The organism is Curtobacterium sp. UNCCL20, assembly GCF_900101675.1.
GTDB lineage: Bacteria > Actinomycetota > Actinomycetes > Actinomycetales > Microbacteriaceae > Curtobacterium.
On record NZ_FNKG01000001.1, the window covers coordinates 665,378 to 690,100 of the forward strand.

At 69.2% G+C, this 24,723-nt stretch carries 25 protein-coding genes and 1 pseudogene; 11 read left to right on the top strand and 15 right to left on the bottom strand.

Going from position 1 to position 24,723, the window contains the following annotated elements:
• Positions 1 to 504, top strand: a 504-nt coding sequence (locus tag BLT36_RS03290) for a triose-phosphate isomerase (protein WP_139166421.1), incomplete at its 5' end; no start/stop codon positions are given.
• Here BLT36_RS03290 and BLT36_RS03295 read toward each other — a convergent pair.
• Positions 497 to 1,339: an NmrA family NAD(P)-binding protein gene (locus tag BLT36_RS03295; protein ID WP_092091898.1), complete on the bottom strand. Its 843-nt coding sequence runs from the start codon at positions 1,337 to 1,339 to the stop codon at positions 497 to 499. The two genes, BLT36_RS03290 and BLT36_RS03295, sit on opposite strands and share 8 nt — an antisense overlap.
• Positions 1,340 to 1,419: 80 nt before the next feature.
• Here BLT36_RS03295 and BLT36_RS03300 point away from each other — a divergent pair, with 80 nt between their 5' ends.
• On the top strand, positions 1,420 to 2,142 hold the full coding sequence (locus tag BLT36_RS03300; RefSeq protein WP_092091900.1) for a TetR/AcrR family transcriptional regulator: 723 nt from the start codon (positions 1,420 to 1,422) through the stop codon (positions 2,140 to 2,142).
• On the opposite strand, the gene BLT36_RS03305 is transcribed toward BLT36_RS03300, so the two are convergent.
• Positions 2,139 to 2,867 carry an SDR family oxidoreductase gene (locus tag BLT36_RS03305; RefSeq protein WP_092091902.1) on the bottom strand — a complete coding sequence of 243 codons (729 nt, stop codon included), beginning with the start codon at positions 2,865 to 2,867 and terminating at the stop codon, positions 2,139 to 2,141. The genes BLT36_RS03300 and BLT36_RS03305 overlap by 4 nt on opposite strands.
• 58 nt (positions 2,868 to 2,925) lie before the next feature.
• On the opposite strand from BLT36_RS03305, the gene BLT36_RS03310 reads away from it, so the two are divergent.
• Positions 2,926 to 3,321 (top strand): MerR family transcriptional regulator, encoded by a 396-nt coding sequence (locus tag BLT36_RS03310; RefSeq protein ID WP_092091904.1) that lies wholly within the window; start codon positions 2,926 to 2,928, stop codon positions 3,319 to 3,321.
• Between the two features lie 66 nt (positions 3,322 to 3,387).
• Here the strand turns inward: BLT36_RS03310 and BLT36_RS03315 are convergent, their stop codons facing one another.
• From BLT36_RS03315 to BLT36_RS03325, 3 genes are all read right to left on the bottom strand, one after another.
• Positions 3,388 to 4,062: a response regulator gene (locus tag BLT36_RS03315; protein WP_092091906.1), complete on the bottom strand. Its 675-nt coding sequence runs from the start codon at positions 4,060 to 4,062 to the stop codon at positions 3,388 to 3,390.
• On the bottom strand, positions 4,059 to 5,270 hold the full coding sequence (locus BLT36_RS03320; protein WP_175529461.1) for a sensor histidine kinase: 1,212 nt from the start codon (positions 5,268 to 5,270) through the stop codon (positions 4,059 to 4,061). Before BLT36_RS03320 ends, BLT36_RS03315 begins: the two co-directional genes overlap by 4 nt.
• Before the next feature lie 226 nt (positions 5,271 to 5,496).
• Entirely contained in the window at positions 5,497 to 6,123 is a 627-nt protein-coding gene (locus BLT36_RS03325; protein ID WP_092091910.1) for a M15 family metallopeptidase, read from the bottom strand.
• Between the two features lie 514 nt (positions 6,124 to 6,637).
• On the opposite strand from BLT36_RS03325, the gene BLT36_RS03330 reads away from it, so the two are divergent.
• The 3 genes and pseudogenes from BLT36_RS03330 to BLT36_RS19160 all read left to right on the top strand — a co-directional run.
• Complete coding sequence (locus tag BLT36_RS03330) at positions 6,638 to 11,023, top strand: RHS repeat domain-containing protein (RefSeq protein WP_139166341.1); 4,386 nt, start codon at positions 6,638 to 6,640, stop codon at positions 11,021 to 11,023.
• Entirely contained in the window at positions 11,023 to 11,256 is a 234-nt protein-coding gene (locus BLT36_RS03335) for a hypothetical protein (protein WP_139166342.1), read from the top strand. Before BLT36_RS03330 ends, BLT36_RS03335 begins: the two co-directional genes overlap by 1 nt.
• Before the next feature lie 1,011 nt (positions 11,257 to 12,267).
• Positions 12,268 to 12,534 (top strand): annotated as a pseudogene (locus BLT36_RS19160) (RHS repeat-associated core domain-containing protein); the annotation flags it as partial.
• A gap of 859 nt (positions 12,535 to 13,393) precedes the next feature.
• On the opposite strand, the gene BLT36_RS03345 reads toward BLT36_RS19160, so the two are convergent.
• The gene (locus BLT36_RS03345; protein WP_092091918.1) at positions 13,394 to 14,203 is read right to left on the bottom strand and encodes an alpha/beta fold hydrolase; all 810 of its coding nucleotides are present in this window, start codon (positions 14,201 to 14,203) and stop codon (positions 13,394 to 13,396) included.
• Between the two features lie 95 nt (positions 14,204 to 14,298).
• The gene (locus BLT36_RS03350) at positions 14,299 to 14,709 is read right to left on the bottom strand and encodes a nuclear transport factor 2 family protein (RefSeq protein ID WP_092091920.1); all 411 of its coding nucleotides are present in this window, start codon (positions 14,707 to 14,709) and stop codon (positions 14,299 to 14,301) included.
• Positions 14,710 to 14,792: 83 nt separating this feature from the next.
• On the opposite strand from BLT36_RS03350, the gene BLT36_RS03355 reads away from it, so the two are divergent.
• Entirely contained in the window at positions 14,793 to 15,425 is a 633-nt protein-coding gene (locus BLT36_RS03355; protein WP_092094267.1) for a TetR/AcrR family transcriptional regulator, read from the top strand.
• Positions 15,422 to 15,919 (top strand): GNAT family N-acetyltransferase, encoded by a 498-nt coding sequence (locus BLT36_RS18575; RefSeq protein WP_302847112.1) that lies wholly within the window; start codon positions 15,422 to 15,424, stop codon positions 15,917 to 15,919. The genes BLT36_RS03355 and BLT36_RS18575 overlap by 4 nt, the downstream gene beginning before the upstream one ends.
• A 56-nt stretch (positions 15,920 to 15,975) precedes the next feature.
• On the opposite strand, the gene BLT36_RS03365 is transcribed toward BLT36_RS18575, so the two are convergent.
• Positions 15,976 to 17,190, bottom strand: coding sequence for an MFS transporter (locus tag BLT36_RS03365; protein WP_092091922.1), 1,215 nt, complete (start codon positions 17,188 to 17,190; stop codon positions 15,976 to 15,978).
• A gap of 87 nt (positions 17,191 to 17,277) precedes the next feature.
• On the opposite strand from BLT36_RS03365, the gene BLT36_RS03370 reads away from it, so the two are divergent.
• Positions 17,278 to 17,610 carry an ArsR/SmtB family transcription factor gene (locus tag BLT36_RS03370; protein WP_092091924.1) on the top strand — a complete coding sequence of 111 codons (333 nt, stop codon included), beginning with the start codon at positions 17,278 to 17,280 and terminating at the stop codon, positions 17,608 to 17,610.
• A 104-nt stretch (positions 17,611 to 17,714) separates the two neighbouring features.
• On the opposite strand, the gene BLT36_RS03375 is transcribed toward BLT36_RS03370, so the two are convergent.
• Genes BLT36_RS03375 through BLT36_RS03385 form a run of 3 tightly spaced genes read right to left on the bottom strand, consistent with a single transcriptional unit; the run spans position 17,715 to position 19,256 of the window.
• A complete protein-coding gene (locus BLT36_RS03375; protein WP_092091926.1) occupies positions 17,715 to 18,401 on the bottom strand; it encodes an SDR family NAD(P)-dependent oxidoreductase in 687 nt (228 codons plus the stop codon).
• A gap of 1 nt (position 18,402) precedes the next feature.
• The gene (locus BLT36_RS03380; RefSeq protein WP_092091928.1) at positions 18,403 to 18,993 is read right to left on the bottom strand and encodes a DoxX family protein; all 591 of its coding nucleotides are present in this window, start codon (positions 18,991 to 18,993) and stop codon (positions 18,403 to 18,405) included.
• Positions 18,990 to 19,256, bottom strand: a complete 267-nt coding sequence (locus BLT36_RS03385) for a hypothetical protein (RefSeq protein WP_254787300.1) — start codon at positions 19,254 to 19,256, stop codon at positions 18,990 to 18,992. The genes BLT36_RS03380 and BLT36_RS03385 overlap by 4 nt, the downstream gene beginning before the upstream one ends.
• Before the next feature lie 154 nt (positions 19,257 to 19,410).
• On the opposite strand from BLT36_RS03385, the gene BLT36_RS03390 reads away from it, so the two are divergent.
• Both BLT36_RS03390 and BLT36_RS03395 read left to right on the top strand, forming a co-directional pair.
• Entirely contained in the window at positions 19,411 to 20,244 is an 834-nt protein-coding gene (locus BLT36_RS03390) for an SDR family oxidoreductase (RefSeq protein ID WP_092091930.1), read from the top strand.
• 31 nt (positions 20,245 to 20,275) lie between these two features.
• The gene (locus BLT36_RS03395) at positions 20,276 to 21,157 is read left to right on the top strand and encodes a manganese catalase (RefSeq protein WP_092091932.1); all 882 of its coding nucleotides are present in this window, start codon (positions 20,276 to 20,278) and stop codon (positions 21,155 to 21,157) included.
• A gap of 69 nt (positions 21,158 to 21,226) precedes the next feature.
• Here BLT36_RS03395 and BLT36_RS03400 read toward each other — a convergent pair whose 3' ends face one another.
• From BLT36_RS03400 to BLT36_RS03415, 4 genes are all read right to left on the bottom strand, one after another.
• Complete coding sequence (locus tag BLT36_RS03400; RefSeq protein WP_092091934.1) at positions 21,227 to 21,550, bottom strand: hypothetical protein; 324 nt, start codon at positions 21,548 to 21,550, stop codon at positions 21,227 to 21,229.
• Between the two features lie 11 nt (positions 21,551 to 21,561).
• On the bottom strand, positions 21,562 to 21,993 hold the full coding sequence (locus BLT36_RS03405; protein WP_092091936.1) for an Hsp20/alpha crystallin family protein: 432 nt from the start codon (positions 21,991 to 21,993) through the stop codon (positions 21,562 to 21,564).
• Between the two features lie 136 nt (positions 21,994 to 22,129).
• Positions 22,130 to 23,110, bottom strand: a complete 981-nt coding sequence (locus tag BLT36_RS03410; protein WP_092091938.1) for an alpha/beta hydrolase — start codon at positions 23,108 to 23,110, stop codon at positions 22,130 to 22,132.
• Positions 23,103 to 24,521: an MFS transporter gene (locus tag BLT36_RS03415; RefSeq protein ID WP_092091940.1), complete on the bottom strand. Its 1,419-nt coding sequence runs from the start codon at positions 24,519 to 24,521 to the stop codon at positions 23,103 to 23,105. The genes BLT36_RS03410 and BLT36_RS03415 overlap by 8 nt, the downstream gene beginning before the upstream one ends.
• Positions 24,522 to 24,723: the final 202 nt, after the last annotated feature.

Consider the following 24,723-nt stretch of genomic DNA (forward strand, 5'->3'; position numbering starts at 1 on the left):
CTCCGTGAGATCGGGGTCGACCTCGTCGAGATCGGCCACGCGGAACGGCGGTCCCTGTTCCACGAGACCGACGACGAGATCGCGGGGAAGGTGCATGCCGCGTTCCGCAACCACCTGCGGCCGTTGATCTGCGTCGGGGAGGCGAGTCGTGCCTCCAGTCAGACCGCGGTCGCCGACGTGACCGCGCAGCTCGACCGGTTCACCGCGACGGCCGTCGCCGACGGACTGGCCGGTTCCGTCATCGTGGCGTACGAGCCGGTCTGGTCGATCGGCGCGCCGCAGCCGGCGCCCGACGACCACATCGTCGACGTGCTCGCCGGCATCGAGGCGCACCTGGCGTCCCGGCCGGAGCTCGCGGGCAGCGCCGTGATCTACGGCGGCAGCGCCGGGCCGGGCCTGCTGACCCGGGGTCAGGGCCGGATCGGGGGGCTGTTCCTCGGCCGGTTCGCCCACGACCCCGAAGCGATCCGGACGATCCTCGACGAGGTGACCGCGCTCAGTTGAGCTGGTCCTCCACCGGTCGCGGTGCACGGCCGAGGAGTTCCCCGAGCAGCGGGTCCGTCCCGGCGAACAGCCCCTGGCCCGCCGCGCGGAACATGCCGAGCAGGAAGCCGACCATGTGCGGGTCCTGCCCGGCGGCGATCGCCCGCGCCGTCCACTCGTCCTCGCCGAGGACCTCGTACCGGATCGTCAGTCCGGTGCGGGCGGACGCGGCGTCGGCGAGCTCGGCGAAGGTCGGCGCTGCCGGTGCGGTCAGGGTCACCGGTCCGTCGTACGGCTCGTCGGCGAGGAGGATGCGGGCTGCGGCTTCGGCGGCGTCCTCGCGTGCGGTCCACGAGACGGGGCCGTCGACCGGGACGGACACGACGCCGGTTGTCTGCCACGGGCCCATCAGCCACCCGGTGCTGTGCGCGTAGAACCCGTTCCGGAGGCTCGTCCACGGCAGGCCGGACTCGCGGAGCAGGTCCTCGGTGCGGGCGTGGTCGTCGGCGGGTGCGAACGGCGACCCGTGCGCTGCGCCCTGGTGGCTCGTGTAGAGGACCCGGCCGACCCCCGCCGTGACCGCGGCGTCGACGGCGGCGCGGTGCAGGGCGACGGCGTCGGCCGTCGGCTCGTTCGACGACACGAGCAGGAGCTGGTCGGCACCCGCGAACGCCGCCGGCAGGGTCTCCGGTTCCGCGTAGTCGCCGCGGCGGACCTCGACGCCCCGTGCGGCGAACCGGTCGGCCCTGGCGGGATCGCGGGTGACCACCGCGACCTCGGACGGCGAGAGGCGTTCGAGGAGGTGGTCGGTGGTGGCGCCGTTGAGGGCGCCGGTGGCTCCGGTGATGACGATCATGGTCGACTCCGATTCGTTGATAACTACTTGGTGTTATCGACGGTAACACACTGGTAGCAGTGTGTTGTTATCGTTGTTCCGTGATCGACCAGGGGACGCAGCGCGACGAGACACGAGCACGCATCGTCGAGGTCGCCGGGCGCATGCTCCGCGACGAGGGTGCGGCCGCGGTCACGACTCGAGCGGTCGCCGAGGGCGCCGGGGTGCAGGCACCGACGATCTACCGGCTCTTCGGCGACAAGGACGGTCTGCTCGAAGCCGTCGCCGAACACGCGATGACGACCTTCACCGCCGTCAAGGCCAATGCGGTCCGAGCGGCACGCGACGAGCAGGTCGACCCGCTGGAGGACCTCCGCGTCGGGTGGACGACCACCATCGGCTTCGGCCTGGCGAACCCCGACCTGTTCGTGCTCCTCAGCGATCCCGAGCGGGGACGGCGCTCGGCCGCAGCGCGGGCTGGCACCGCCCTGCTCGCCGAACGCGTCCGCCGGGTCGCCGAGGCCGGACGGCTCGCCGTCCCGGAGCACCGCGCGGTGGACCTGATGCACGCCGCCGGCACCGGCGCCGTGCTGTCGATCCTGTCCAAGCCCCAGGCCGAGCGGGACGCCTCCCTGGCGGACGACGCGTTCGCGGCCGTCCTCGGGCGGATCATCGTCCGCGACGAGGAGGCCGGGACGGATCGAGCCGCTGCGGTGACGAGCGCAGCGATCACCCTCCGGGCCGCGGCACCGGACCTCGACGTGCTGTCGTCGGCCGAGCGGACCATGCTCGCCGAGTGGCTCGACCGGATCGCGAGCGCTTAACCCCGGGGCTGCTCCTCCGGCGCGAGCATCTGGGCCAGGACCGCGTACAGCTCCTTGGGGTCGCGGGCGAGCATCTGCTTGATCGACGCGGTCTGCTCGTCCACCACGACCTCGTACTCACCGCGCTCCACCCCGTCCAGCGTCGCCCGCGCCACGTCCGCGGGGTCGATCTTGGCCATCGAGACCCCCGCAGTCATGTCCGTGTCCGCGACTCCGAGGTGCACGGACATCACCGACGTCCCCTGGTCGGCCAACTCGTGACGCAACGCGTTGCCCATGTTCCACAGGGCGGCTTTCGACACCGCGTAGGCGGACGCCCCCGGCATGGCGAGCCAGGAGGCGCCCGAGGCGATGTTCACGATGGTCCCACCGCCGTTCGCGGACAGGACGGGGGCGAAGGCGCGGATCACCGACAGGGTGCCCCAGACGTTGGTGTCCATGTCGGCGTGGGCCGCGTCCAGGTCGCCCAGCAGGGTCGCGGTGGTGGCGATCCCGGCGTTGTTGACGAGGAGGTCGACGTCGGTCGCGACAGCAGCGGCGTCGGCGACGGACTGCGGCGACGTGATGTCGAGGGCGAGACGCTCCACGCCCTCGAGGTCGATCAGTTCGGGTCGTCGGGCGGTCGCGTACACCGTCGCCCCGCGTGCGATCAGCTGGGCGGCGAGGTGGCGTCCGATACCGCGGTTCGCGCCGGTGACGAGGGCAGTGGCTCCAGAGATGTCCATACCGGTACGGTAGAACCTGACGTTGACGTGAGGATCAAGCAGGGAAGCCGGGAAGAGCATGCGGATCGGAGAACTCGCAGCACGCGCCGGCGTCAGCGTGCGGTCGCTGCGCTACTACGAGGAACAGGGCCTCCTCGAGTCCGAGCGGACCACGGGCGGGCACCGGGAGTACCGCGAGTCCGACGTGACGCGGGTGCGCTTCATGCAGATGCTCTACGCAGCGGGCATGCCCAGCCGCCGGATCATCGAGCTCCTGCCGTTCCTCGACACCGGGGTCGCGACACCGACGATGCTCGACCACTTCGACGAGGAGAGTGAGCGCATCCGACACCAGGTCGAGGCCCTCACCGCGACCCAGGATCGCCTCGCGCGGCTCCGCGAGATCGCGGCGGAGTCGATCGCGGGACGGTCACCGGACGAGTGCCGCTCGTCGGCCAACGCGGCCGCCGGCTGACGGCGAGGATCCTGCGCCGCCCGTTCGCACGACGCCCTGCCCCGCGAGCGGTTCGCCCCGAGACGATCAGGCGTCGTCACGCGCGCCGGCCAGCCCGTGGTCGTGCGCGTAGACGACGAGCTGCACCCGGTCACGCAGGGCCAGCTTCCCGAGGATGCTCGAGATCTGCGTCTTCACGGTCGACTCGGTGACGAACTCCTTCGCCGCGATCTCCGCGTTCGACAGCCCCCGCGATGCCCAGCCGAACACGATGCGCTCCCGGTCGGTCAGCGTCTGGAAGGCCGGCGGCTGCGGGAGCGGCGCGCGCTCCACGTCGGCACCGAACAGCTGCGACAGGTCGTTCGGAGCGATCACCGAGCTGCCCTCGTGCACCGCGCGGACGGCTGCGAACAGGAACGGCGGCGTGGTGTCCTTCAGCAGGAACCCGCTCGCGCCGAGGCGGATCGCCGTCGCCGCTGCCGGGTCGAGCCCGAACGTCGTGAGGACGACCACGCGGGGGAGCGGCCCGTTCACCGCGCCGGAGAACAGCTGCCGGACTGTCTCGAGCCCGTCCATGCCGGCCATCCGCATGTCGAGCAGCATCACGTCCGGTCGGAGCTCCGGGATGCGCGCGAGTGCTTCGGCGCCGTCCGAGGCCTCGCCGACGACCACCATGTCGTCCTGTGCGTCGAGCACTACGCGGAGCCCCGCGCGGAACAGTGCCTGGTCGTCGGTGAGCAGGATGCGGATCGGATCGGTCATCGGATGGTCCCCCCATGGGCGTCGAACGGGATGCGGGCGCGTGCGGCGAACACGTCGTCCAGGACGGCGGCGTCGAAGGACCCGCCGAGGGCGTGGAGCCGGGACTGCATGCCCTCGACCCCGCGCCCGGAGCCCGCGGTGGTGCCGTCGCCGACGACGTTCTCCACCTCGAGCACGAGATCGGCGCTCCGCCAGGTCTCGCGCACCACGACCGGCTGGCCGGGGGCGCCGTGGCGGAGCGCGTTCGTGAGCATCTCCTGCAGGACCCGGCGAGCGGCGGTCCCGCTGTCCGGACCGAGCGGCCGGGCGGCGCCGCGCAGGGTGCGGTCCACCTCGACGCCGGCTTCCCGGATGCCCTGCACGATCTCGTCGAGCGAGCCCGGGTCGGTGTCGGTCCCCGAACCGTCGATGTGCCCCAGGACCTGCCGGACCTCGACGAGCGAGCTGCGGGCGGTGCTGGCGATGGTGGCACTGACCTCGCGGATCCGGGCCTCGTCGTCGAGGAACGGCACCGAGTCGGCCTGCGCGATGATCACGGCGAGGGAGTGTCCGACGACGTCGTGCACGTCCCGTGCGATGTCGGCGCGGATGCGCTCCGCCTCGGCCTCGTCGATCGCCCGGGTGGCGACCTCTTCGGCGCGGGTGGCGACCTCGGCTGCTCGGGACGCTGCGGCTTCGGCGTCCGCGCGGCGCTCCGACTCGCGGTTGCGGGAGCGGAAGGCCCGCACGGCCAGGCCGCCGGCCCACACGCTGACGAGCGAGGTCGCCGGCGCTGCCAGCGCGAGGAAGGCCTGGTCACCGGGGCCGGTGACGAGCACGGCGAAGCGGAACCCGGTCAGGGCCAGGTACGCGGTCGCGCCGACACCCGCCACGAGGGCGAGGAGACCGGAGAGCACGACCTCGGCCTTGGAGCCGACGATCGCGGTCGTGCCGATCACGACGAAGAGCGCCAGGTCGACGAGGGACGGTCGCTCGTACCCCTGCACCTGGATGACGCCGAGCACGACCGTCATGAGCATCGCGGCCGACGGCGAGATGCGGCGCAGGGCGATGGCACCGGAGGCGGCGACGACGGCGGAGAGGCTCGCGTGCTCGAGTTCGAGGTCGATCGGGGCGAGGAACGCGAGCGCCGCGATGACCGCCCAGACCACGTCGATGATGATCGACCGGGTGGCGAGCGGCCGGATGAACGTGCGCCGTTCGGTCACGGCTCGATCATCGCACGGCGTCCGGACGCGGGGGTCACGGCATCGGCGACATCGCGACGAGCGCGATGGCGGTGACTGCGACGATCGCGGCGCAGAGCAGCAGCGTGGCGATCGTGTGCTTCGTCGAGGACTCCATGCCATCAGCCTCCGGGGTGGAGGGGGTCGGCGGCATCAGGCCTGAGGGGGAAGGCGTTCATCCGACCGGCTGAAACGCACTTCCGCGCACTCACCCGGCGGTGCTGTCGCGGAGCATGGCCGGGCACGTGCCGCCGGGGTCCGTCGACAGCTCGTAGTGCCACGACTCGTTCTCGTACGTCTGGCACAGCCCGAAGTCCGATCCGTGCTCCTGCATCCACGAGGCCGCGTCGATCTGCCCGACGTCGACCGCCCGCCCCTGGACGTGCGCCGACCGCCCCGGGGTGTTCACCCAACGGCGTGCTTCGCGGAGTGAGCCGTGCTCCTCGACGGCCTGGTCGAGGAGCGCCTGCTGGTACCGGGCAGTCCGCCACCCGGAGTTGATGCGCACCTCGACCCCGTCAGCAGCAGCAGCTTCCGTCGCACGGTCCACCGCCCGACGGAGGTCCCGGTCGAGGTTCGCGATCTCCGGGGTGTCAGCGATCTCCGCCAACGGGTGGCTGTCAGCGGAGTAGCCGTCGGCGCTGCTGACCGAGACACCGGCGACCTGCGTGACGTCACCGGTCGGGACCTCCGCCGGTGCGCCGCGCGACCTGCTGGTCGGGTTCGGCGAGCCGTCACCGTCGTGGATCGAGGCGGCGGCGCACCCGGCGACGGTGAGCGCGAGGAGGCAGACGATGGAGGAGGCGATGACATGAGGACGTGACTGGTGGTGCATGTCCCCAGCGTGCGGACCGACCCGGTTCGTCCGCGTCGGGCGCGGGGCCCAAGCGCATGGTCCCGTCGACGGAACCGGTCACTTCCCAGCGTGAGCAGGAGTCGGCCTGGAGGCGCGTGGCGGCGCCGCCTCGCGCCTCCAGTTCCGCCCGGTCGTCGCGATCAGGGCTGACATCTAGCGCTTTGTGTCGTGCCGCCCGGGCGCGTAGTGGGTCACGGCTTCTGGTTTCGACCCCCTTATTTGGGGGTTCGGTGTATTTGGGGGTTCGGTGGCGGGGGTAGTTCCGTAGCGTAACTTTTGGTTGCACGGCGCCGTCATGGGGGCGGCATTGCTGGTCGCGGCCTGTTGAGGGGTTCTGCGCGTGTTCGCGACGTCGCCGTTGTCTGTTCGTTCTCGTTGGGTGATGCTCGCGGTCGTCACGTTGGTGGCGTTGCTCGGGTCGCTGTTGGCGGTGGTGAGTCCGCCGCAGGCTGCGCATGCTGCGGTGACGGGTACGGGTGGTCAGTTCGTGCCGATGACCACGAACGCGCGGGTGTTCGACGGCGCGACGGGGAAGGGCACCTACGCAAGCGTTCCGATTGCGGGTGTGAAGGGGTTGCCGTCGTCGGGTGTGGGTGCGGTGACGATGATGGTCACGGTCGTGAACCCGCAGGGGCAGGGGCAGCTGTTCGGCCGGCCTTCGTCGGCGGATGCGTCGACGCTGATGATGGTCTACAACTCCGGGATCCCTGGCAACACGTCGAACTCGTCCCTGCTCGCGGTCGGTGATGACGGTTCGCTGCAGGTCATGACCGAGACCGCGCAGACGCGGCTCATCATCGATGTCACGGGCTACTACACGTCGACGAAGAACGGTGTTGGCGCTGGCGGCCTGGTGCCGATGGCACCGACGCGGATCGTCGACACGCGGAGCGCACTGGGGGCGCCGAAGGCGCAGCTGGATGGCGGTGACTCGATCACGTTCCAGGTGACCGGTAGGAACGGGATTCCTGCGGGTGCAGCGGCGATCGCGGCGAACATCATCGTGATCAACCAGGAGGGCCTGCCTGGTTGGGTGCGCCCGTCACCGTCGGGTGGGACGAAGAGCACCGGCTCGTTGAACTACAACTCGACCAAGGGGTGGTCGACGGCGATGAGCGCGCAGGTCGCGGTCGGCTCCGATGGGAAGGTCACGATCGACACCGCGACCGGTGGTGGGCTGATCGACGTCCTCGTTGACGTGCAGGGCTACTTCCTGCCCTCCAATCCCGGTGGCGGTTTCACGCCGCAGACTGGCCGGCTGATCGACACGCGGAAGACGGCGAGCATTGCCTCCGGTGCGACGTTCACCGTGCAGGTTGGCGGTGTCCTTGGTGCGCCCTCGGTCGAATCGGGTCTGTCGGCGGCTGCGCTGACGTTCACCGCGGTCAACAACAGTGCCAGCGACACGTACGCGCAGGTCTACGCAGACGGTGCGGCGGTCCCGACGGGGTCCGCGATCAACAGTGATGCGACCTCGATCATCTCGAACACGATCGTCACCGCGGTCGGGGCGAACGGGAAGATCCGGGTCCGGAACAACGGGCCGACGGCGATGGATTACGTCATCGACTTCCAGGGCACCTACAACTCGTTGCCTGCGGGGCCGGCGGACACGGGTCGGACGGGTCAGCGGACGTCCGCGACGACGCTGCCGTTCCCGATCTCGGACCAGACCACCGCCTCGGTGGACGTGGGAACGGGCAACGTGCTCGTCACGACCAGTGCATTGGCGCTGCCGGGGGTGACGGGGAACGCGACGATCGGGGCTGCGTACAACTCGCGTGCGGCGAACGTGGCGAACAGCAACACGATGGACGCGAACCGGTGGCAGTACGCCCTCGCCGGCGCGGGGGACCTCACCGCGAACGCTGCCGGCGTGGTCTACACGGACGCTGCGGGCACGGCGTGGCAGTTCAAACCGACCGGCACGCAGGGCGCGTTCACGACCCCGGCGGGGCTGCAGCAGACCCTGTCACGGGTGAACACGTCGGGCACGAACTACGAGTACACGCTGAAGGGGTGGACGACGAACTCGGTGACGCACTTCAACCTCGCCGGGCAGCCCACCTCGATCGTTGACCGGAACGGTAACCAGACCAGCTTCAACACCAGCGACGGGTACTCCCTGACGACCCTCGTCTCGACAGCCGGAACGAGTGGTGCGAAGACGGCGAAGTCTGCGTACTCGGGCGGCACGCAGACGTTCTCCCAGACCAGTGGGTCGAGCAGTCGGAGCGTGTCCTGGGTGAAGAACAGCAACGGTGACATCACCACGTACACGGACGCCACGGGCAAGAAGACCACCTTCGGGTACGCGAACGGGGACCTGACCTCGATCACGGCGCCGACGGGCGGGGTGACCACCTTCACCTACGACAGCTCCGACCGCGCCACGCAGGTGCAGCAGCGCAACACCACGGCGGGTTCGCCGGGGACTGCGGTGACGCGGTTCTCGTACGCGAACGACACGACGACGCAGGTCGCGGACCCGCGGTCGGATCAGTCCGCGACGGTCGCAGCCGCGAAGCACACCACCTACACGCTCGACAGCAACGACCTGGTCACCAAGGCGGTGGACGCTGCCGGCCGTGAACGGTCCCGCACCTACAACTTCGCGAACAACGGCGTCGCGAGCTCGACGGTCGGCGCCGGCACGACGAGCTCGACATCGACGAACACCTACGACGGCAACAACGGGCAGTCGCTGACGCAGTCGCAGTCCGCATCCGGCAGCACAGGCTCCGCCACCTACGGGTCGTCATCGCCGACCGCATACCTGCCGGCTTCCACGACGGACAGCTCGAAGAACAAGACCAGCTACGGCTACGACGGCCCGGGCAACCAGTCCTCGACCGGAACCGGCAGCGGCCCCGAAGCATCGACCGCGAAGCTGACCTACAACAGCAAAGACAACGGCGACAAGTACGCTTGGGGGGCCGTGAAGACGGCGGTCGCTCCCGGGAACACGTCCGGCACTGTTTACGCGTACGACGCGAACAACCAGCTCGGCTCGATCACTCCGCCGGCGGGAACGAGCCTCGGTGTGCAGAAGTACGCGTACGACGACCTCGGCCGGGTGAAAAGCCACACCGATGGCGACGGCGGCGTGACCTCCTACACGTATGACAATGACGACCGCATGCTGACGACCGTGTTCAGCGACGGCACGCCGACGGTGACGAACACCTACGACGGCAACGGGAACCAGCTTACCGAGCAGTCCGCGACCGGCACCGTCACTAACAGCTACGACCAGCGGAACCGGCTGATCAGCACGGTGAACACCGCCGGCGGCGGGACCGTGTCCTACAGCTACGACTTGGCCGGGAACACCGTACAGGTCACCGACCAACACGGCACTCTCACCCACGCATACGACCCGGCAAACGCGCTGCAGTCCACGACGTACCCAACTGGGAACGGTGACACCGCGGAGCAGCTGTACTGGACCGATGACCACGGCCGCCGCACCGACACCTGGCTAAAGGCGGTTCCGAACGCCAACCCGACGGAGAGCCCGACGTCGTGGCAAGCGCACCAGAAGATCACTTACGGCGCCTCCAATAAGGTCACCCGCGTCCAGGCATGGCAAGCCAGCGACCAGTCGAAGCCCGTCGTAGACCTGTCCTACTGCTACATCACCGGGATCACCGCCGGCAGTGATTGCACTGCGAGCACGAGTCCGAACGACACCGACAAGATCCAATGGGTCAAGGACAACGTCACCGGGCAGACCACCACCTACACGTACGACTCGAACAGTCGCCTCACGAAGGCCGCCGAGGCTAGCGGCGAGACGAACGTCACCTGGGCGTATACCTACGACGCCGCCGGGAACCGGCTCACCGCTATCAAGACCGGCGATGCGACCAGCTCGCAAGGGCTGACCTACAACGCGGTTGGGCAGATCACCACCACTGGGTACACGTACGACGGAGTCGGGAACCTCACCGCATCACCGTCGGCAACGTTCACCTACAACGGTGCGCAGCAGCTGACCTCCTCCACGAAGGACGGCGTGAAGACCACCTACGACTACGCCGGTGCTGACATGAGCAACCTGCTGCATCAGTCCACGGACGGCGGCGCGGAGTACGACTACACCTATGGAACTTCTCTTCGCACACTCGAGGTTGCGAACGATGGGATCGCGAGCATGATCAGCGACCCGACAACGGGGCAGCCGCTCGATCTGCAGACTTCCGATGGCACCACGAGCATGTGGATCGTCGATGGCACCGGTAGTCCAGCCGCCGCGATTGCTGACACCGGGAAGACGGCGTACACGGTTTCCTACGACCCATACGGAGGCGAGAGGATCTCGACGGACAGCACGGCGAGTAGGGAGTGGCAGCAGAACCCATTTGGATTCAAATCCGGACTCCGCTCCAGCGACGCAAACGGGATGACGAAGTTCGGATACCGGTGGCAGACTAGCGGCACTGGCGGATGGCTCGAACGCGACACCCTTGACGTACCCCTCAGCCCAACAAACGCAAATCGATATGCATACGCCGCGGATGATCCTATCAATGCATCCGACCCTAGCGGTCGGGACTATCTCACGGCAGGCGTGTCTGGATGTGCGGGCTTCTGTTTCAACTTCCAGATCAGCCACGAGGCAGGCGGTCAGTGGGGTTTCACGCGAGGGATCGGGGGAGGCGGAGACGTTGGCATCACTGGATACCTCGGCGCGCAGACTGGGCATTTGACAGAGGGCAAGACGCAGGACACGACTCTTGGTTTCGCCGGTGGTTTCGGTTTCCAAGGAACCCGATCGACCGACCTCGAAGGGGGCAATCCCGCTGCTGGTGCCGCGGCAACTGTTGGAGCGGGTATCGGCGTCAGTTCAGTTAGCGATTACACGAGTACTTGGTGATGAGCGACCTGCAGGGCGAGATGCTCGTCACCGGCCTGATCATAACGATCATTGGGGTGGTTGTTTTCCTGGCAGCCGCATCGGTGAGTGCCTCTATCCAGAGAGGTATCAGGTCGCTGTTTTCGTTGGATCTCGCCAGCAGTCGATCGGCGCTTTGGGGGGTTCGAGGGGCTGGAATCTTTTTCGTGCTTTTCGGGCTAGCACTTGGGGCACTCGCGCTGTTCACAATTTAGGAGAGTAGCTAGCGAAGACTGACAGGTCCACTACCGGCGAAGCCGAGCCCTGACGGTCGCGTCGGCTGGTCCTGGACTCGATGGCGAGAGGTTCCGGATGCAAGCCAAGGTCATGAACGGGTGATGGACGCTCGCTAGCAGCTTGAACCTGAGTGACTCCAATCTGTTCCGCCGCTAGGAGCACCCTCACCATGGCGATGTACCCGAGGGACGGGAATGCTGCAGGATTGGTTGACTCGTTCGTTTAGGCCGCGAGTGCGACGCCAACCGCTACGCCTACGCCGGTGACGACCCAACCAACTTTTTTGACCCCGTCGGTCTCGGCTTTGGTGAGGACCTGGCTAGCACCGTGATCGGTGGAGTCGTTGGAGTGGCGGTAGCTGGCTCGATCTGCGTGGCGACAGGCGCAGAATCACTCGGCACTGGATGCGCGCTGGGAGCTGTTGCTGGTAGCACCGTGGGGACTGCCGTCGGAAACGCCTCCGTTGGGCTTCTCGAAGGAGAAAGTGCGGGACAAGTTGGAACGCGACTCTGGCAAGGCGCTGTTGTAGGCGCCGTGGCCGGTGGCATCGCTGTTGGCGGCGCGGCACTATTCCTCTAAGGAGAAGGTATGACGAAATCTGGTTCGCAGCGGCGGGCGTCGCTGAGTCTGATGGTCACCATTGCTACTTACTTCCTCGCGATCGTTTTCATCGTTCTCCCGCTGGTAAACGCCAATTGGGCGCGAGCTTCCGTTATTTCATTCATTGCAGCTGCAATATGTGTGGTCTGGGGCAGCGTGTTCATCTGGGTGAGGAAACGAAACTTGCGCCAAAGTTGATGTGCGAGCGGTCTTGGATGTGAGCGGGATAGTCGCTGTCGGAGCGCTGGCAGCGCCGTCGCGCTCCCCCCCCCCCACGTGACCAGGAAGAGGACCTCACATCAGCGGCGAGGTCCTCTTCGCTGTTCGCTCGTTATTGTCCGAGACCTCGCGCACGATAAGCACTATCCCGAAGACTCGCAGCTAACCCCTTCGCGTTCAAGGCTGGCATCGAGGACACCCGCACCGGGCTCGTGAAGTTCGGACAGCGCTGGTACGACCCGTACTGGGGGTCCTGGACCCAGCAAGATACCCTCGACAGCCCCCTCGACAGCCCCCTCGACAGCCCCCTCGACCCCTCCAACGGCAACCGCTACGCCTACGCCGCCGCCGACCCCATCAGCCGGCGTTCTCGACAGTCGCTACGAGGTGTACACGGATACCGACGCTTGCGATGCTCAGATCGCGAGGGATCGTGAGACCGGCGCTCGGTGGAAGGCCGGCTACGTGGCGCCTTGTCAGACCTTCTGACGAGGAGCCCCCTAGGAAAGACGTCTCGCTCGTCGGGCGAGGCGTCTTTCCCCGCCGCTCTCAACCCGCATCATCTGGTGGGTGTCCATTGGATCGGAGTAGCGTCACCGATATGACTGACGATCAGACGAGGGGGTGTTACGGCCTTGTGACCGGGAGTGTCCTTCTCCTGGTCGGTCTTGCATTTCTCGTGAGTCAAGCAAACGTGGTCGCCGGCGTCATATTCGTTTTCGTTGGCGCTGTCATGCTCATCGTAGGAACCCTCGTGCCTTGGGCGCGTGGCGGGCGTCCTCGGCCTCCTCGTTGAGGTTCGCCGTCTAACCGTGTGCACGCCGGCACAGCCGCTGAGTGGCTTCGGCTGACGAGAATTGGCGCCATGGATCGTGGGCTGATTGACGATTCGCATCACGTCGACGACGACGATGGCGCCCGACAAGACGTCTCGCATCGCTAGGGTTGCGAGACGTCTCGCCGACACCTTGGTCATGGGTGCGGGAACGGCGGAAGTTCTCGGTCGGCGAGTTTCGTAACCGTGTATCGCAAGTGCGCTCGATGATCGCTGTCCTGCAAGTGGGTTGCGAGACGGCAGCCGCATCCTGGAGAAGCTGCTCGAGCAGGCGCGAACGTCGACCCGAAAGCAGGACTCTGACCCGCGGGAACAGGATTCGCTTGTCGCTGAGGTCTTCCGCGATGCGCTGAAGGGAGACGGTGTCCGGCTCGACGGAGTCGGGTCCGGTCGCCAGCGCACCCCTCGACGGGACGGTCTCCGTCGAAACGATCGCGATCGCGGTCACGGCCGCTCGTCCGTCACCCGACCCCGCTGCCAGCTGCTGCTGGCCGGACGTCGTCGACGCGCTCGAGCCAGTCCCGGATCAGGGCCCCGGTCAACGCGGGCCGTTCCAGGTGGACACCGTGGCCCGCGGTGTCGAGGACCGCGTACGTCCCGCGCGGGTAGTGCTCGCGCAGCAGCCATCCGTCCTCGTAGCCGACCACGTCGTCCTGCCGCCCGAACAGGTGGAGCGACGGGGCCGTGAACGGCTGCGGGTGAGCGACCTCGGGTTGGACGGGCAGGCCGTAGTGCTCCGCGATGCGGTCCAGCACCGTCTGGTCGGAGCCCTGTTCACCGGGCAGGACGGAGGTCATGAACGCGGTGAGGGTCTCGGTCGTCTGGACGACGTGGGCGGCCGTGAAGTCCTCCAGCGCATCGCCCGCCAGGTCGAGCGCGGCCGGTTCGACGACCAGGACCGTGCGGTCCGGGACCCGCCGAGCGCTGTGGTCTGCCTCGACGACGCCGGCGATGGTGGCGAGCCCGAGGACCTGGGCGCGGAGCTCGTGCGCGACGTGGCGGGCGAGCATCCCGCCGAACGACTGCCCGAGCAGGGCGAACGGCTCGTCCCCGAGGAGCGCGCGGATGTCCGCGATGACCTCGTCGGCGACGTCGAGGGCGCTCGCCGCCGTCGAGCCGGGAGCTCCTTCGGCCCACGGGAGGTCGAAGTAGAGCCGACGCCACGGCAGGTCGCCCGTCGTCTGCTCGAGCGGCAGCATGATCCGGTGGTCGACCCCGAACCCGTGGAGGACGACGAGGGGACGACCGGAACCCCGGGCAGACGCGAGCACGCCTCGAACCTACCGTCCACGAGGACGTGCCCGCTCGGGGTGTCCCCGTGTGACGAGCAGCCCGGGTCAGCCGCTGGTGAGGGTGGTGGTCTGCCTCAGTGGTCGTCACCGACAGCAGCGCGGATCGGCAGGATCACCCGACTCGCGATCAGCCAACGACCGTCGTGGAGCGCGACCGTGTCGTCGTACACCACCCCGTGCACGGCCCCGTCGTGCATGATCATCAGCCCCTTCGACCGCACCGAGGCCGCCGTCTCGTCGACAGGGGTGATGACGATGTTCGTCACGAAGTGCGAGAGCGGCGCGTGCCCGGAGGCGAACAGCTGCCCGGCCGCGGCCCGCAGGGCGTCGAGGCCCTGGAAGGCACCCATCCCCGTGCTCGTCATGTCGTAGGTGGCGTCGGGGGTGAACACCTCCCCGAGCTGGTCCAACTGGTTCTCGTCCACGACGAACGCATGGCGGGCGAGCGTCTCCGAGATCTGCTGGCGATCCACGTCAGTGAGCATGGTTCCTCCTCGTTTGGTACTCAGTACCGTAACACACTCGATTCCACTTGGTATCAAGTGTGATCGGTCGGTACGGTGGAGGCATGGCCGAGCAACCAGACCCCGTGGAGCAGCCTGCGCTGTCCCTGCTCGAGCGGAAGCAGCGTGCCGCGCGCCGGCGGATCATCGAAGCGGCCGACGAACTGTTCGCGGAGCGAGGCTTCGACGCCGTCTCGGTCACGGACATCGCCGAGCGTGCCGAGGTGGGGCGGACCACGTTCTTCCGACACTTCGGCGACAAGACCGAGGTGGTCTTCGCCAAGGAGCAGGCGATGTTCGACGCGATCGCTGCCGTCACGTCTCCGGGGTTGGATCCCTCGCAGTCCGTCGAGTCGCTCGCCGGCGCCGTGAGTGCACTCGAACCGCTGGTACTCCAGCTGTGCGCCGAGGCGACCGCCGACCGCGCGACCTACCGACGGCACGTCCTGCTCGTCGACGCGCACGAGGAACTCCGCGCACGCGAGGCAGTGAAGCACCAGTACGTCGCGAGCGAGTTCGCACGGGTGCTCGTCGAGCACGGCGCTCCGCCCAGGGTCGCCACCATCGCGGGACAACTCGCGGTCGCCTGTTACTCCAGCGGCCGTCTCCTCGCCACCGACCCGTCCGACCTCGTCAGCACGACGGCCGACGCGTTCCGGGAGACGCTGGCGATGCACCCGGCGGGGTCGGCACGCTGAGCGACCCGGGTCGAGTCCGTGTCCGGCGCTTCGCGGAGACCGATCGTGCCGCCTTCCTGGCCTACCAGGGACTTCCCGAGGTGCGCCGGTTCCAACCGGGCGGGACCATGAGCGAGCAGGAAGCATCGGCCTTCGTGTCGGAGCAGGCGCGGCGAGGCACTGACGAGCGCGGGGCGTGGCACGGCCGGGTCGTCGAGCTCATCGCCGAGCGGCGCGTGATCGGTGACGTGGGCATCTGGGTTCCTCCGGAGGGGAGCGGCCCTGTGGTCGGCGACCTCGGTTTCCAGTTCGACCCTCGGTACCACGGCCAGGGCTACGCCATCGAGGCGCTCGGGGCCTTCGTCCCGGTCGCGTTCCGGGTCTTCGCGCTCGACCGGGTGACCGCCACCTGCCGAGAGGAGAACCGGTCGTCCTGGCACCTCATGGAGCGGTTGGGGATGCGGCTGCAGTCCGCGTCGGACGGGGAGCGCGGGTACGCACTCGAGCGCGACTGAGACAGGGTCCGGGTCCGGACCAGGACCAGGACCCGGACCAGGACCCGGACCCGCGCCTACGCCCCTCGTCCACCCGTCGGGGGGAACGCGTGCCGACGCGCGACGATCGCGGCGATCGCACTGGGGACCATGACGGCGAACGCGACCCAGGACAGCGAGCCGGTGCCGAAGGCGCCGATGAGCGCACCACCGACGAGTGCGCCAGCGCCGATCATGGCGTTGACGAGCGTGACCATGACGGCAGCGATCGAGTCGGATCCCGCGGCTCGGAAGCCCGCGGTGAGGAACCAGGTCGCTCCTCCTCCGAAGCCGAGCCCCCACAGCACGGCCGCGACGTACACGAGCACCGGGCTGACCGTCACGAAACCGAGCAGCAGGAACGCCGCCGCCAGGAGCAGCAAGCCGCCGACGGTGAGGTGACGGTGGTGCCGGTCGATCCACAGTCCCGTGACGAGGATGCTCACGAACGCGGCGACCCCGAACGAGAGGAGGACCCACTCGACCTGGCTCGCGATGCCGGCGGTGTCGACCAGCGCGGCGATGTACGTGTACAGGACGTTGTGCGCCAGGAAGAAGCCGCTCATCACGGCGAGGATCGTCAGCACGCCCGGAGCTCCGCGCAGGAAGCGGCTCCGCGGGCGTTCCCCGCGCGGCTGCCGGGGCACGACGACCGCGGGCAGTGCGGGGAGTGCGATGAGGACCCACACGATGGTCGCCGCGCCGGCGATCCCGGTCGCCGCGAACGTGAAGTGCCAGCCGGTCGTGTTGCCGAGCAGGGTCCCCAGGGGGAGACCGAGTGACAGTGCAACGGGTGTCCCGGCGTTCGCGATGGACATCGCCCGTCCCTGGTGTCGTTCCGACACGAGCCGTGCGGCGGCGGCGGCGAGGTTGGTCCAGACGAGCCCGGCGCCCACGCCCGCGACGAACCGTGCGACCAGGATGACGGCGAAGTCATCGGTCACGGCGATGGCGAGGTTCGACACCACGAACGCCGCCAGGGCGGTCACGAGGAGGGTCCTCCTGCCCCACCGACGGAGCGCGATGCTCAGGGGCACGGCGCTGACCGCCGTCGCCAGGGCGTACACGGTCACCGTCTGGCCGGCGACCGCCTCGGTGACGTGCAGGGTCGCGGCGATCTCGGGGAGCAGTCCCGCTGGGGTCGTCTCGTTGATGATGCTCAGGAAGCCGGCGAAGAACAGGGCGAGGAGGCCGGCCCACGGCAGCCTCGTGTCCTGCAGCCGGCGGGTGTCGCCGATGGTCTCGGTGGTCATGCGTTCACTCCAGGTAAGACGAATGTCGTACCTGGAGTGAAGCACGAGCCGATGGTACGATGCAAGTCGTACCTGAGGGGAGTGAGTGTGAGCGAAGAACGGTTGCCGACCCGCGACGAGATCGAGATCGGACAGGTCCTGAGTGCCCTGTCGGATCCCAACCGGCGACAGGTGGTCCAGGACCTGCTCGCCGAACCCGAGGGCACCGAGCGGACGTGTACGAGCTTCCAGCTCCCGGTCACCAAGGCCACGAGCACGTACCACTTCCGGGTCCTGCGGCAGGCAGGGCTGACCTACGACCTCAGCTACGGCAACCGACGAGGCGTCTCACTGCGACGGGCAGACGTGGACGCGCGGTTCCCCGGCCTGCTCGACGCGATCGCCGGCGCGAAAGCGGTCGAGGACGCGCCGGCGTCCTGACGCCGTGACCGTGCGCGGCCGTCGTGTCCCACGGGTCGCCGTCCCAGCGTGACCAGATGCGGGCCTGGAGGCGCGTGGCGGCGCCGCCACGCGCCTCCAGGCCGTCAGATCGTGAGTTGGCCGAGCACCCGGTGCGCGATCGAGATCGACTCGCCGGACACCGCGGACCGCGGTGAGGCGAGGAACGCGACGAGGTCCGCGATCTGCTGCGGGCTGGACTCGCCGCCGGCACCCCGCTGCACCTCGGCGGCGGGTTCGTCCGTCACCGTCCCCGGGTTCACGACGTTCACCGTGACGCCGGAGCCGGCGGACTCGTCGGCGAGGTTCTTCGCGATGACGTTCACGGCCGTGTTCCGCAGTGACGCGGTGATGTTGCCGGACAGGTACGCGTTCTGCCCGCTCACCACGACGACCCGTCCGAAGCCGGCGTCGCGCTGCCCGGGGAGCACCACGTTCGCGACCCGGAGGAACCCGAGCGCCTTCCCGTCGATCGCCGTCAGCACCTGCTCCGGGTCGGACTTCTTCGCGGGGTCGAGGGTCCCCGCACTCGGCGCGGCGGTGACGACGAGCACGTCGATCCGGCCGTGCTGCTCGAGCACCTTCGCCACGCCCGCGTCGACCGAGCCCTGGTCGGCGGTGTCGATGCCGACGCTGTCCGCGGAGTCGGACGCGCTGCGGGAGGCGACGACGACGGTCGCCCCCTCGGCACGGAGACGTTCGGCGACGGCTGCGCCGATGTAGCCCTTCCCGCCGACGACGAGCGCGACGCGGCCGGTGAGTTCGAGGTCCACCTCAGGCGCCCTTCGGGTCCGTCGAACCCTGGGATTCGGGTGTCTCGGCGGGGGAGTCGGCCGGCGGCGTCGCGGCGTCCGCCGCGAGTGCCTTCCGGCGCTGCGCCACCTGCACGGCGATCGCCACCGGGACGGCTGCCAGGGCGATCGCGCGGAGCCACGGGCGGTCGAAGACGTGCCGCGTGGCGTGGTCGAGCGAGACCGGACCGGGGCCACCGAGCGCGAACATCGCCGCGGTGAAGCCGAGGTACGCCGGGAACTCGAGCCCGCCGTCCGCGTTGAAGAAGCCGTTCGGGGTGTGCACGCTCGAGGCGACGCCCATCGTCGTCGCGGCACCCGCACCCGCGATCGGTGTCGCGAGGCCGAGCACGAGTCCGGCGCCGGACCCGGCCTCCCCGAGGCCGGCGAGGACGGCGTTCCGACGGGCCGGACGGAAGCCCATCGCGTGCATCCCCTGGGCGGTGCCCTCGATGCCGCCGCCGCCGAACGCGCCGAACAGCTTCTGTGAGCCGTGCGAGACGAGGACGGCGCCGAGGGCGATGCGGAGCAGGGTCTTGGCGGTGACCGAGGCGGTGGTGGTGCTCGTGCTCATGGAGTTCCTCCTGTTCGTCGGTCGTGTGCGGGGACGATCGTCTTCCGCAGCACGGTCTTGCTCTTGCCGATGTGTCGTTCGAACGTGAACCCAGCCTGCTCGAACATGGCTCTGGTCCCGTTGTGCAAGAAGGACGACGAGGTCCGCTTGCCCGGTGTGAGCTCGTTCGGGAACGAGACGACCTCGCCGCCTCCCGCCTGGGCGATGAGGTCGAGCGCGCCGTCAGGGGTGAGCGGCTCGATCACGTGCGTCGTCGTCGTCATGGCGTCACCCGGCCCTGTCCGTCCTCGTCATCCTGCCACCGCGCCGCGCGATCCGGCCAGGATCGCCGCGTCAATCGTCCACTCCGGACAGGCACCCAGACCGCGACGCCGACCATCGCCCCTGCACACGGACCGACACGAGTGGAGGAACGCCATGCCCGACCAGCAGCAGCCGCCCGGGAGCGAACAGGAACTCACCCCGAAGGCCGACCACGGCGAGGAGTCGTACCGCGGCTCCGGCAAGCTCACCGGCAAGCGGGCCGTCATCACCGGCGGGGACAGCGGCATCGGGCGGGCCGTCGCGATCGCGTTCGCCCGCGAGGGTGCCGACGTCCTCATCAGCTACCTGCCGGAGGAGCAGGAGGACGCCGACGAGACGAAGCGCTGGATCGAGGACGCCGGGCGCAAGGCCGTCCTCAGCCCGGGCGACGTCAGCGACCCCGCCTACTGCCGGTCGGTGATCGACCAGGCGGTCTCGGAGCTCGGCGGGATCGACGTGCTGGTCAACAACGCCGCGTACCAGATGACCCACGAGACGCTCGAGGAGATCAGCGACGAGGAGTGGGACCACACCCTCGCGACGAACCTCAGCGCCTACTTCCACCTCGTCAAGGCCGCGCTCCCGCACATGCCCGCCGGCGCCTCGATCATCGGCTCGAGCTCCGTCAACTCCGACAACCCGGTGCCGACGCTGCTGCCCTACGACGTGACGAAGGCCGGCATCGCGAACTTCTCGGCCGCCCTCGCACAGCTCGTCGGATCGCGGGGCATCCGCGTGAACAGCGTCGCCCCCGGGCCGATCTGGACCCCGCTCATCCCGTCGACGATGCCGCCGGAGCAGGTCGAGCAGTTCGGCAGCCAGTCGCCGCTCGGACGCGCGGGGCAGCCCGCCGAGCTCGCGCCCGTGTACGTCCTGCTCGCCAGCGACGACGGCAGCTACGTCTCCGGCGCCCGCATCGCGGTCACCGGCGGCACCCCGATCCTCTGACCCACCACCGAAGAGAACGAAGGAGCACGATTTGTACTTCCACAAGCAGGAACTCCAGTTCAAGGCGACCCCCGAGAAGCCCGACGCGGTCTACGCACGGAAGCTCCAGGAGGTGCTCGGCGGGCAGTACGGGGAGATCTCCGTCGCCCTGCAGTACCAGTTCCAGGCGTGGAACATGCACATCCCGGGCAAGTACCGCGACCTGGTGTTCGGCATCGGTGCCGAGGAGATGGGCCACGTCGAGATGCTCGCGACGATGATCGCGCAACTGCTCGAGAAGTCGCCCCTCGGGATCACCGAGGACGCGCTGCAGGACGACCCGACCGTCGCCGCGATCGTCGGCGGCACCGACGTGCAGCACGCCATCGTCGCCGGTGCCGGTGCGCGCCCCGTGGACAGCAACGGCAACCCCTGGCAGGGCTCGTACATCACCGCCAGCGGCAACCTCCTCGCCGACTTCACGGCGAACGAGAACGCCGAGATGCAGGGACGTGTGCAGGCCGCCCGGCTCTACCACATGACCGACGACAAGGGGGTCCGGGACCTCCTCGGCTTCCTCATCGCCCGTGACACGATGCACCAGAACATGTGGGCGTCCGCCGCCGCCGAGCTCCGCGAGAAGGGCGTCGAGGACTTCCCCGTCCCGAGCAACTTCCCGCAGTCGAAGGAGCACACCGAGTTCAGCTACCAGTACCTGAACTTCTCCGACGGCGCCGAGGCGGCCGACGGCCCGTGGGCGAGCGGCCCCTCGTTCGACGGCAAGGGCGAGTACTCGTACCACGACGGCCCCACGTCGTCGGTGCCGATGCCGCCGCCCACCCACCCGGACGTGCGCCTCTACGGCACGACCGAGCTGCCGAACATCGTCGAGAAGACGGCCGGAGTGGTGCAGGACACCCTCAACAAGGAGTGATCGCACCCGCAGACGGACGGGAGGCCCGGCGCACGACGTGCACCGGGCCTCCCGTCTGTCTGCTGCCGGTCACCGGAGCTGCCGGCCGGCCCCGCCGACCGTCACCACCGCTCCGGTGTCCGTTCCCTCCGGACGAGGCGGGTCGAACAGGCCCCAGTACGCGCGCACGGCGCTCCACCCCGCGATGAGCAGGACCGTGCCCGCGACCGCGGCGACCCAGGGCAGGACTGGCGACTGCTCCCACACGCGTGGGAGCGCGAGCCACAGCAGGAAGTTCCCGGCGAGGCTCCCGGTCGCGCCGAGCAGGGCAGCCGTGCGCCGGTCGAGGCTGGACAGCGTGAGGGCGACGGTCACGGCGGCCACCGCAGCGAGCGCGTTGACGAGGTCGAACACCGCTGTCGCTCCTACTCCCCGGTGCCGACGGCGAGCTGCTCGCGACCGCCACCGGTGGTGACCGCGATCTTCCGCGGCTTCGCGGACTCCTTCACCGGCAGGGTGACGCTCAGCACGCCGTTGTCGTAGCCGGCCGCGATGCGCTCGGTGTCGAGCCCGTCACCGAGGGTGAGCTGGCGGACGTACGTGCCGGGCTGCCGCTCCCTCGTGAGCCACTGCGAGCCCTCCGGTGCACCGAGCGTGCGCTCCGCCCGGATGGTCAGGACGGAGCCGTCCACGTCGATGTCGACGGAGCCCGGGTCGATGCCGGGCAGGTCGACGTCGAGGACGTAGTGGTCCCCGGTGCGGTAGAGGTCCATCGGCATCGAGCGCGGTCCGGTGGACCCGAGGAGGGAACCAGCGAGACGGTCGAGCTCGCGGAACGGGTCGAAGTTCATCGTCATCGAAATCAACTCCTTCGTGTCTGCTGTTGAGTCCCCTCGACTCAACTGCCAACGTTTTAGCACTCGACCCTGGAGAGTGCCAAGAACACGCTCGGAAACCGCTCGGAACGCAGCTCGAGGGGTCGGCCGCAGGCGGTCAGGCGGCGGAGTCGAGGAGCCGTTCGGTGAAGTCCCTCAGCGCTTGCGTGGCCCGCTGGGACAGAACCGCTTCCGGCATCATGCTCGTCGACCCGTGGAACGCGCCCGGCCACACGTGCAGCTCCGCTTGGACCCCGGCGGCCCAGAGCGCGCCGGCGAAGGCGACGGTCTCGTCGCGGAACACCTCGGCGCTGCCGCAGTCGACGTACGCGGGCGGGAGCCCGGCGAGGTCGGTCGCGCGGCCGGGTGCGGCGTAGACGGAGACATCGTCGCCACCGCGTCGGTCGCCGAGGTAGGCGTCCCATCCGAACCCGGTCATCTCACGGTCGGCGACGCCCACCCCGTCGAACTGCCGTGCGGACAAGGTGGCGTCACGGTCATCCAGCATGGGGCTGACGAGGACCTGCCCGATGACGCCCGGCCCCTGGCGATCACGGGCCAGGAGGGCGGTGCCGGCGGCGAGGCCGGCGCCGGCGCTCTGTCCGACGAGGACGATGCGGGCCGGGTCGATGCCGAGCTCGTCGGCGTGCTCGGCGGTCCAGACGAGACCGGCGTAGCAGTCCTCGACCGGGTACGGGTCGGGGTGTTCCGGCGCGAGGCGGTAGTCGGGACTGACGAGGACGACGTCGTGCACGAGCAGCCACTCGTCGTAGGAGTCGAGGTTGCCGAGGTGGTGGCCGAACACCATCCCGCCGCCGTGGATCGCGTAGGCGCAGGCCGCCGGTCCCGTCCGGCCGATGCGCTGGATCACGGCGAGGGTGATCGGGTCGCCGAGATGTCCGGGGACGGTGACGCTGCGCCGCTCCAGGCCGCGGGCGTGCAGCCCTTCGTCGAGCTGCGCTTCGGTCATGTCGAGCTGTCGCATCGGCGGCAGCATCTCGGTGGTGAGGTGGAAGCGGCCGCGTTCGTCCATCGCGGTGAGGAAGGGGACGAATTCGGGGTCGAACGGTGGGCGGGGAAGCGTGGTGGTCTCAGGCACGGGCGGTCTCCTCGGCGTGGGTGGTCGATCGGGTCAGGTCGGTGTTCCGTGACTGGAGCACGCCGATGACGACGAGCAGGGCGGCGACGACGGTGAGCCCGAGCCCCGCGGCTGCGAGGGCGTCCTGGAAGTCGCCCAGGCGGGCGGCCGTCCAGTGGGTCGTGGTGATGCTCCCCGTCACGAAGGCGGCGACGATGGTCCCCGCTGCGGTGACCGCGGCGCCTCCTGCGAGTTCGCTCGAGGTGTCGACGAGCGCGGCGCCCACCGAGGTCTGGTCCACGGGCAGGCCGGTGAGCACGGAGGCACCCGCGACGACGCCGACGACGCGCATGCCGGCGGCGACGAGCACGAGCGCGACGAGCACCCACACGTAGCCGTGGCGGCTCAGGGCGCCGAAGACTGCGAGGCCCGAAACGACCCCGGCTGCACTGATCCAGGCAGCCCGGCCGAGGCCGACCCGCTGGACGAACGGTCCGACGAACCTGCCCCCGGCCAGCAGCACGACGACCTGCGGCAGCGTCCCGACGGCGGCAAGGGCCGGCGGCCACCCCCAGGCGAACTGCAGCTGCAGTGTCACGAGGTACGACAGCCCGGCGACGGCGAGGCCGGACGCGGCCTTGAACGCCAGGCCGCTCGACACCAGGGGGCGGGCGAGCAGCGGCAGGTCGATCAGCGGGTGCCGTGCCGTCCGTTCCCGGACGACGAAGCCTGCCGCGCACAGGGCGGTGAGGATGAGGGTGAGCGAGCCCCACGGGGACGCGCTCCCCGCATCGACGAGCACGGTCGGCGTCAGGAGCGCCCCGGCCACCGTGGCGGTCCCGAGCAGCGCACCGACGACGTCGACCGGGTCGCGTCGGAGTCCAGCGGGCTCGTCACGAGCGACACCGAGCCGGATGCCGACGAGGGCGAGCAGCGCGATCGGCACGTTGGCCAGCAGCAGCACCTGCCACGGTGCCACGGCGAGCACGAAACCACTGGCGGTCGGTCCGACGGCCAGGCCGACGAGCCCCGCGGTCGAGATGACGGTGAGTGCCCGCACGCGGAGACCCTCGTCGTCGAAGAGCCGGAACGCCAACGCCATCGACCCGGGCGTGGTCATCGCTGCGGCGACGCCCATGACGACCCGTACGGCGATGAGCTGTCCGGTCGTCGAGATCACCGTGGTCGAGAGGCTCGCCACCGCGAGCAGGACCAGCCCGGAGAGCATCACCCGGCGGCGGCCGACACGGTCCGCCACGGCGCCGAAGAGCAACATGAGCCCGCCGAAGGCGACCGAGTAGGCGCTCGACACCCACTGCAGGCCCGTCGTCGACGACCCCAGGTCGCGGCCGATCGTCGGCAGGGCGACGTTGAGCACGGAGTTGTCGAGCATCTCGAACAGGAACACCGCCGACAACCCAGCGAGGGCCATCCAGGCGTCGGAGAGACGAGCCGGCGCAGCGCTTGCCGACAAGCGACCGCGGGAGAGAGATGGGCTGGGCGACACGGGGCACACTCCTTCGAGAGAAGAAGTGGCGACTCGTTCGATGCCGCGTGCTGGTGCGCCGCGGTGAGCGGCGCCTTTTACCTCAGTGATCGAGACCATACACGGACGGGCCGCGGAAGCGCCAGCC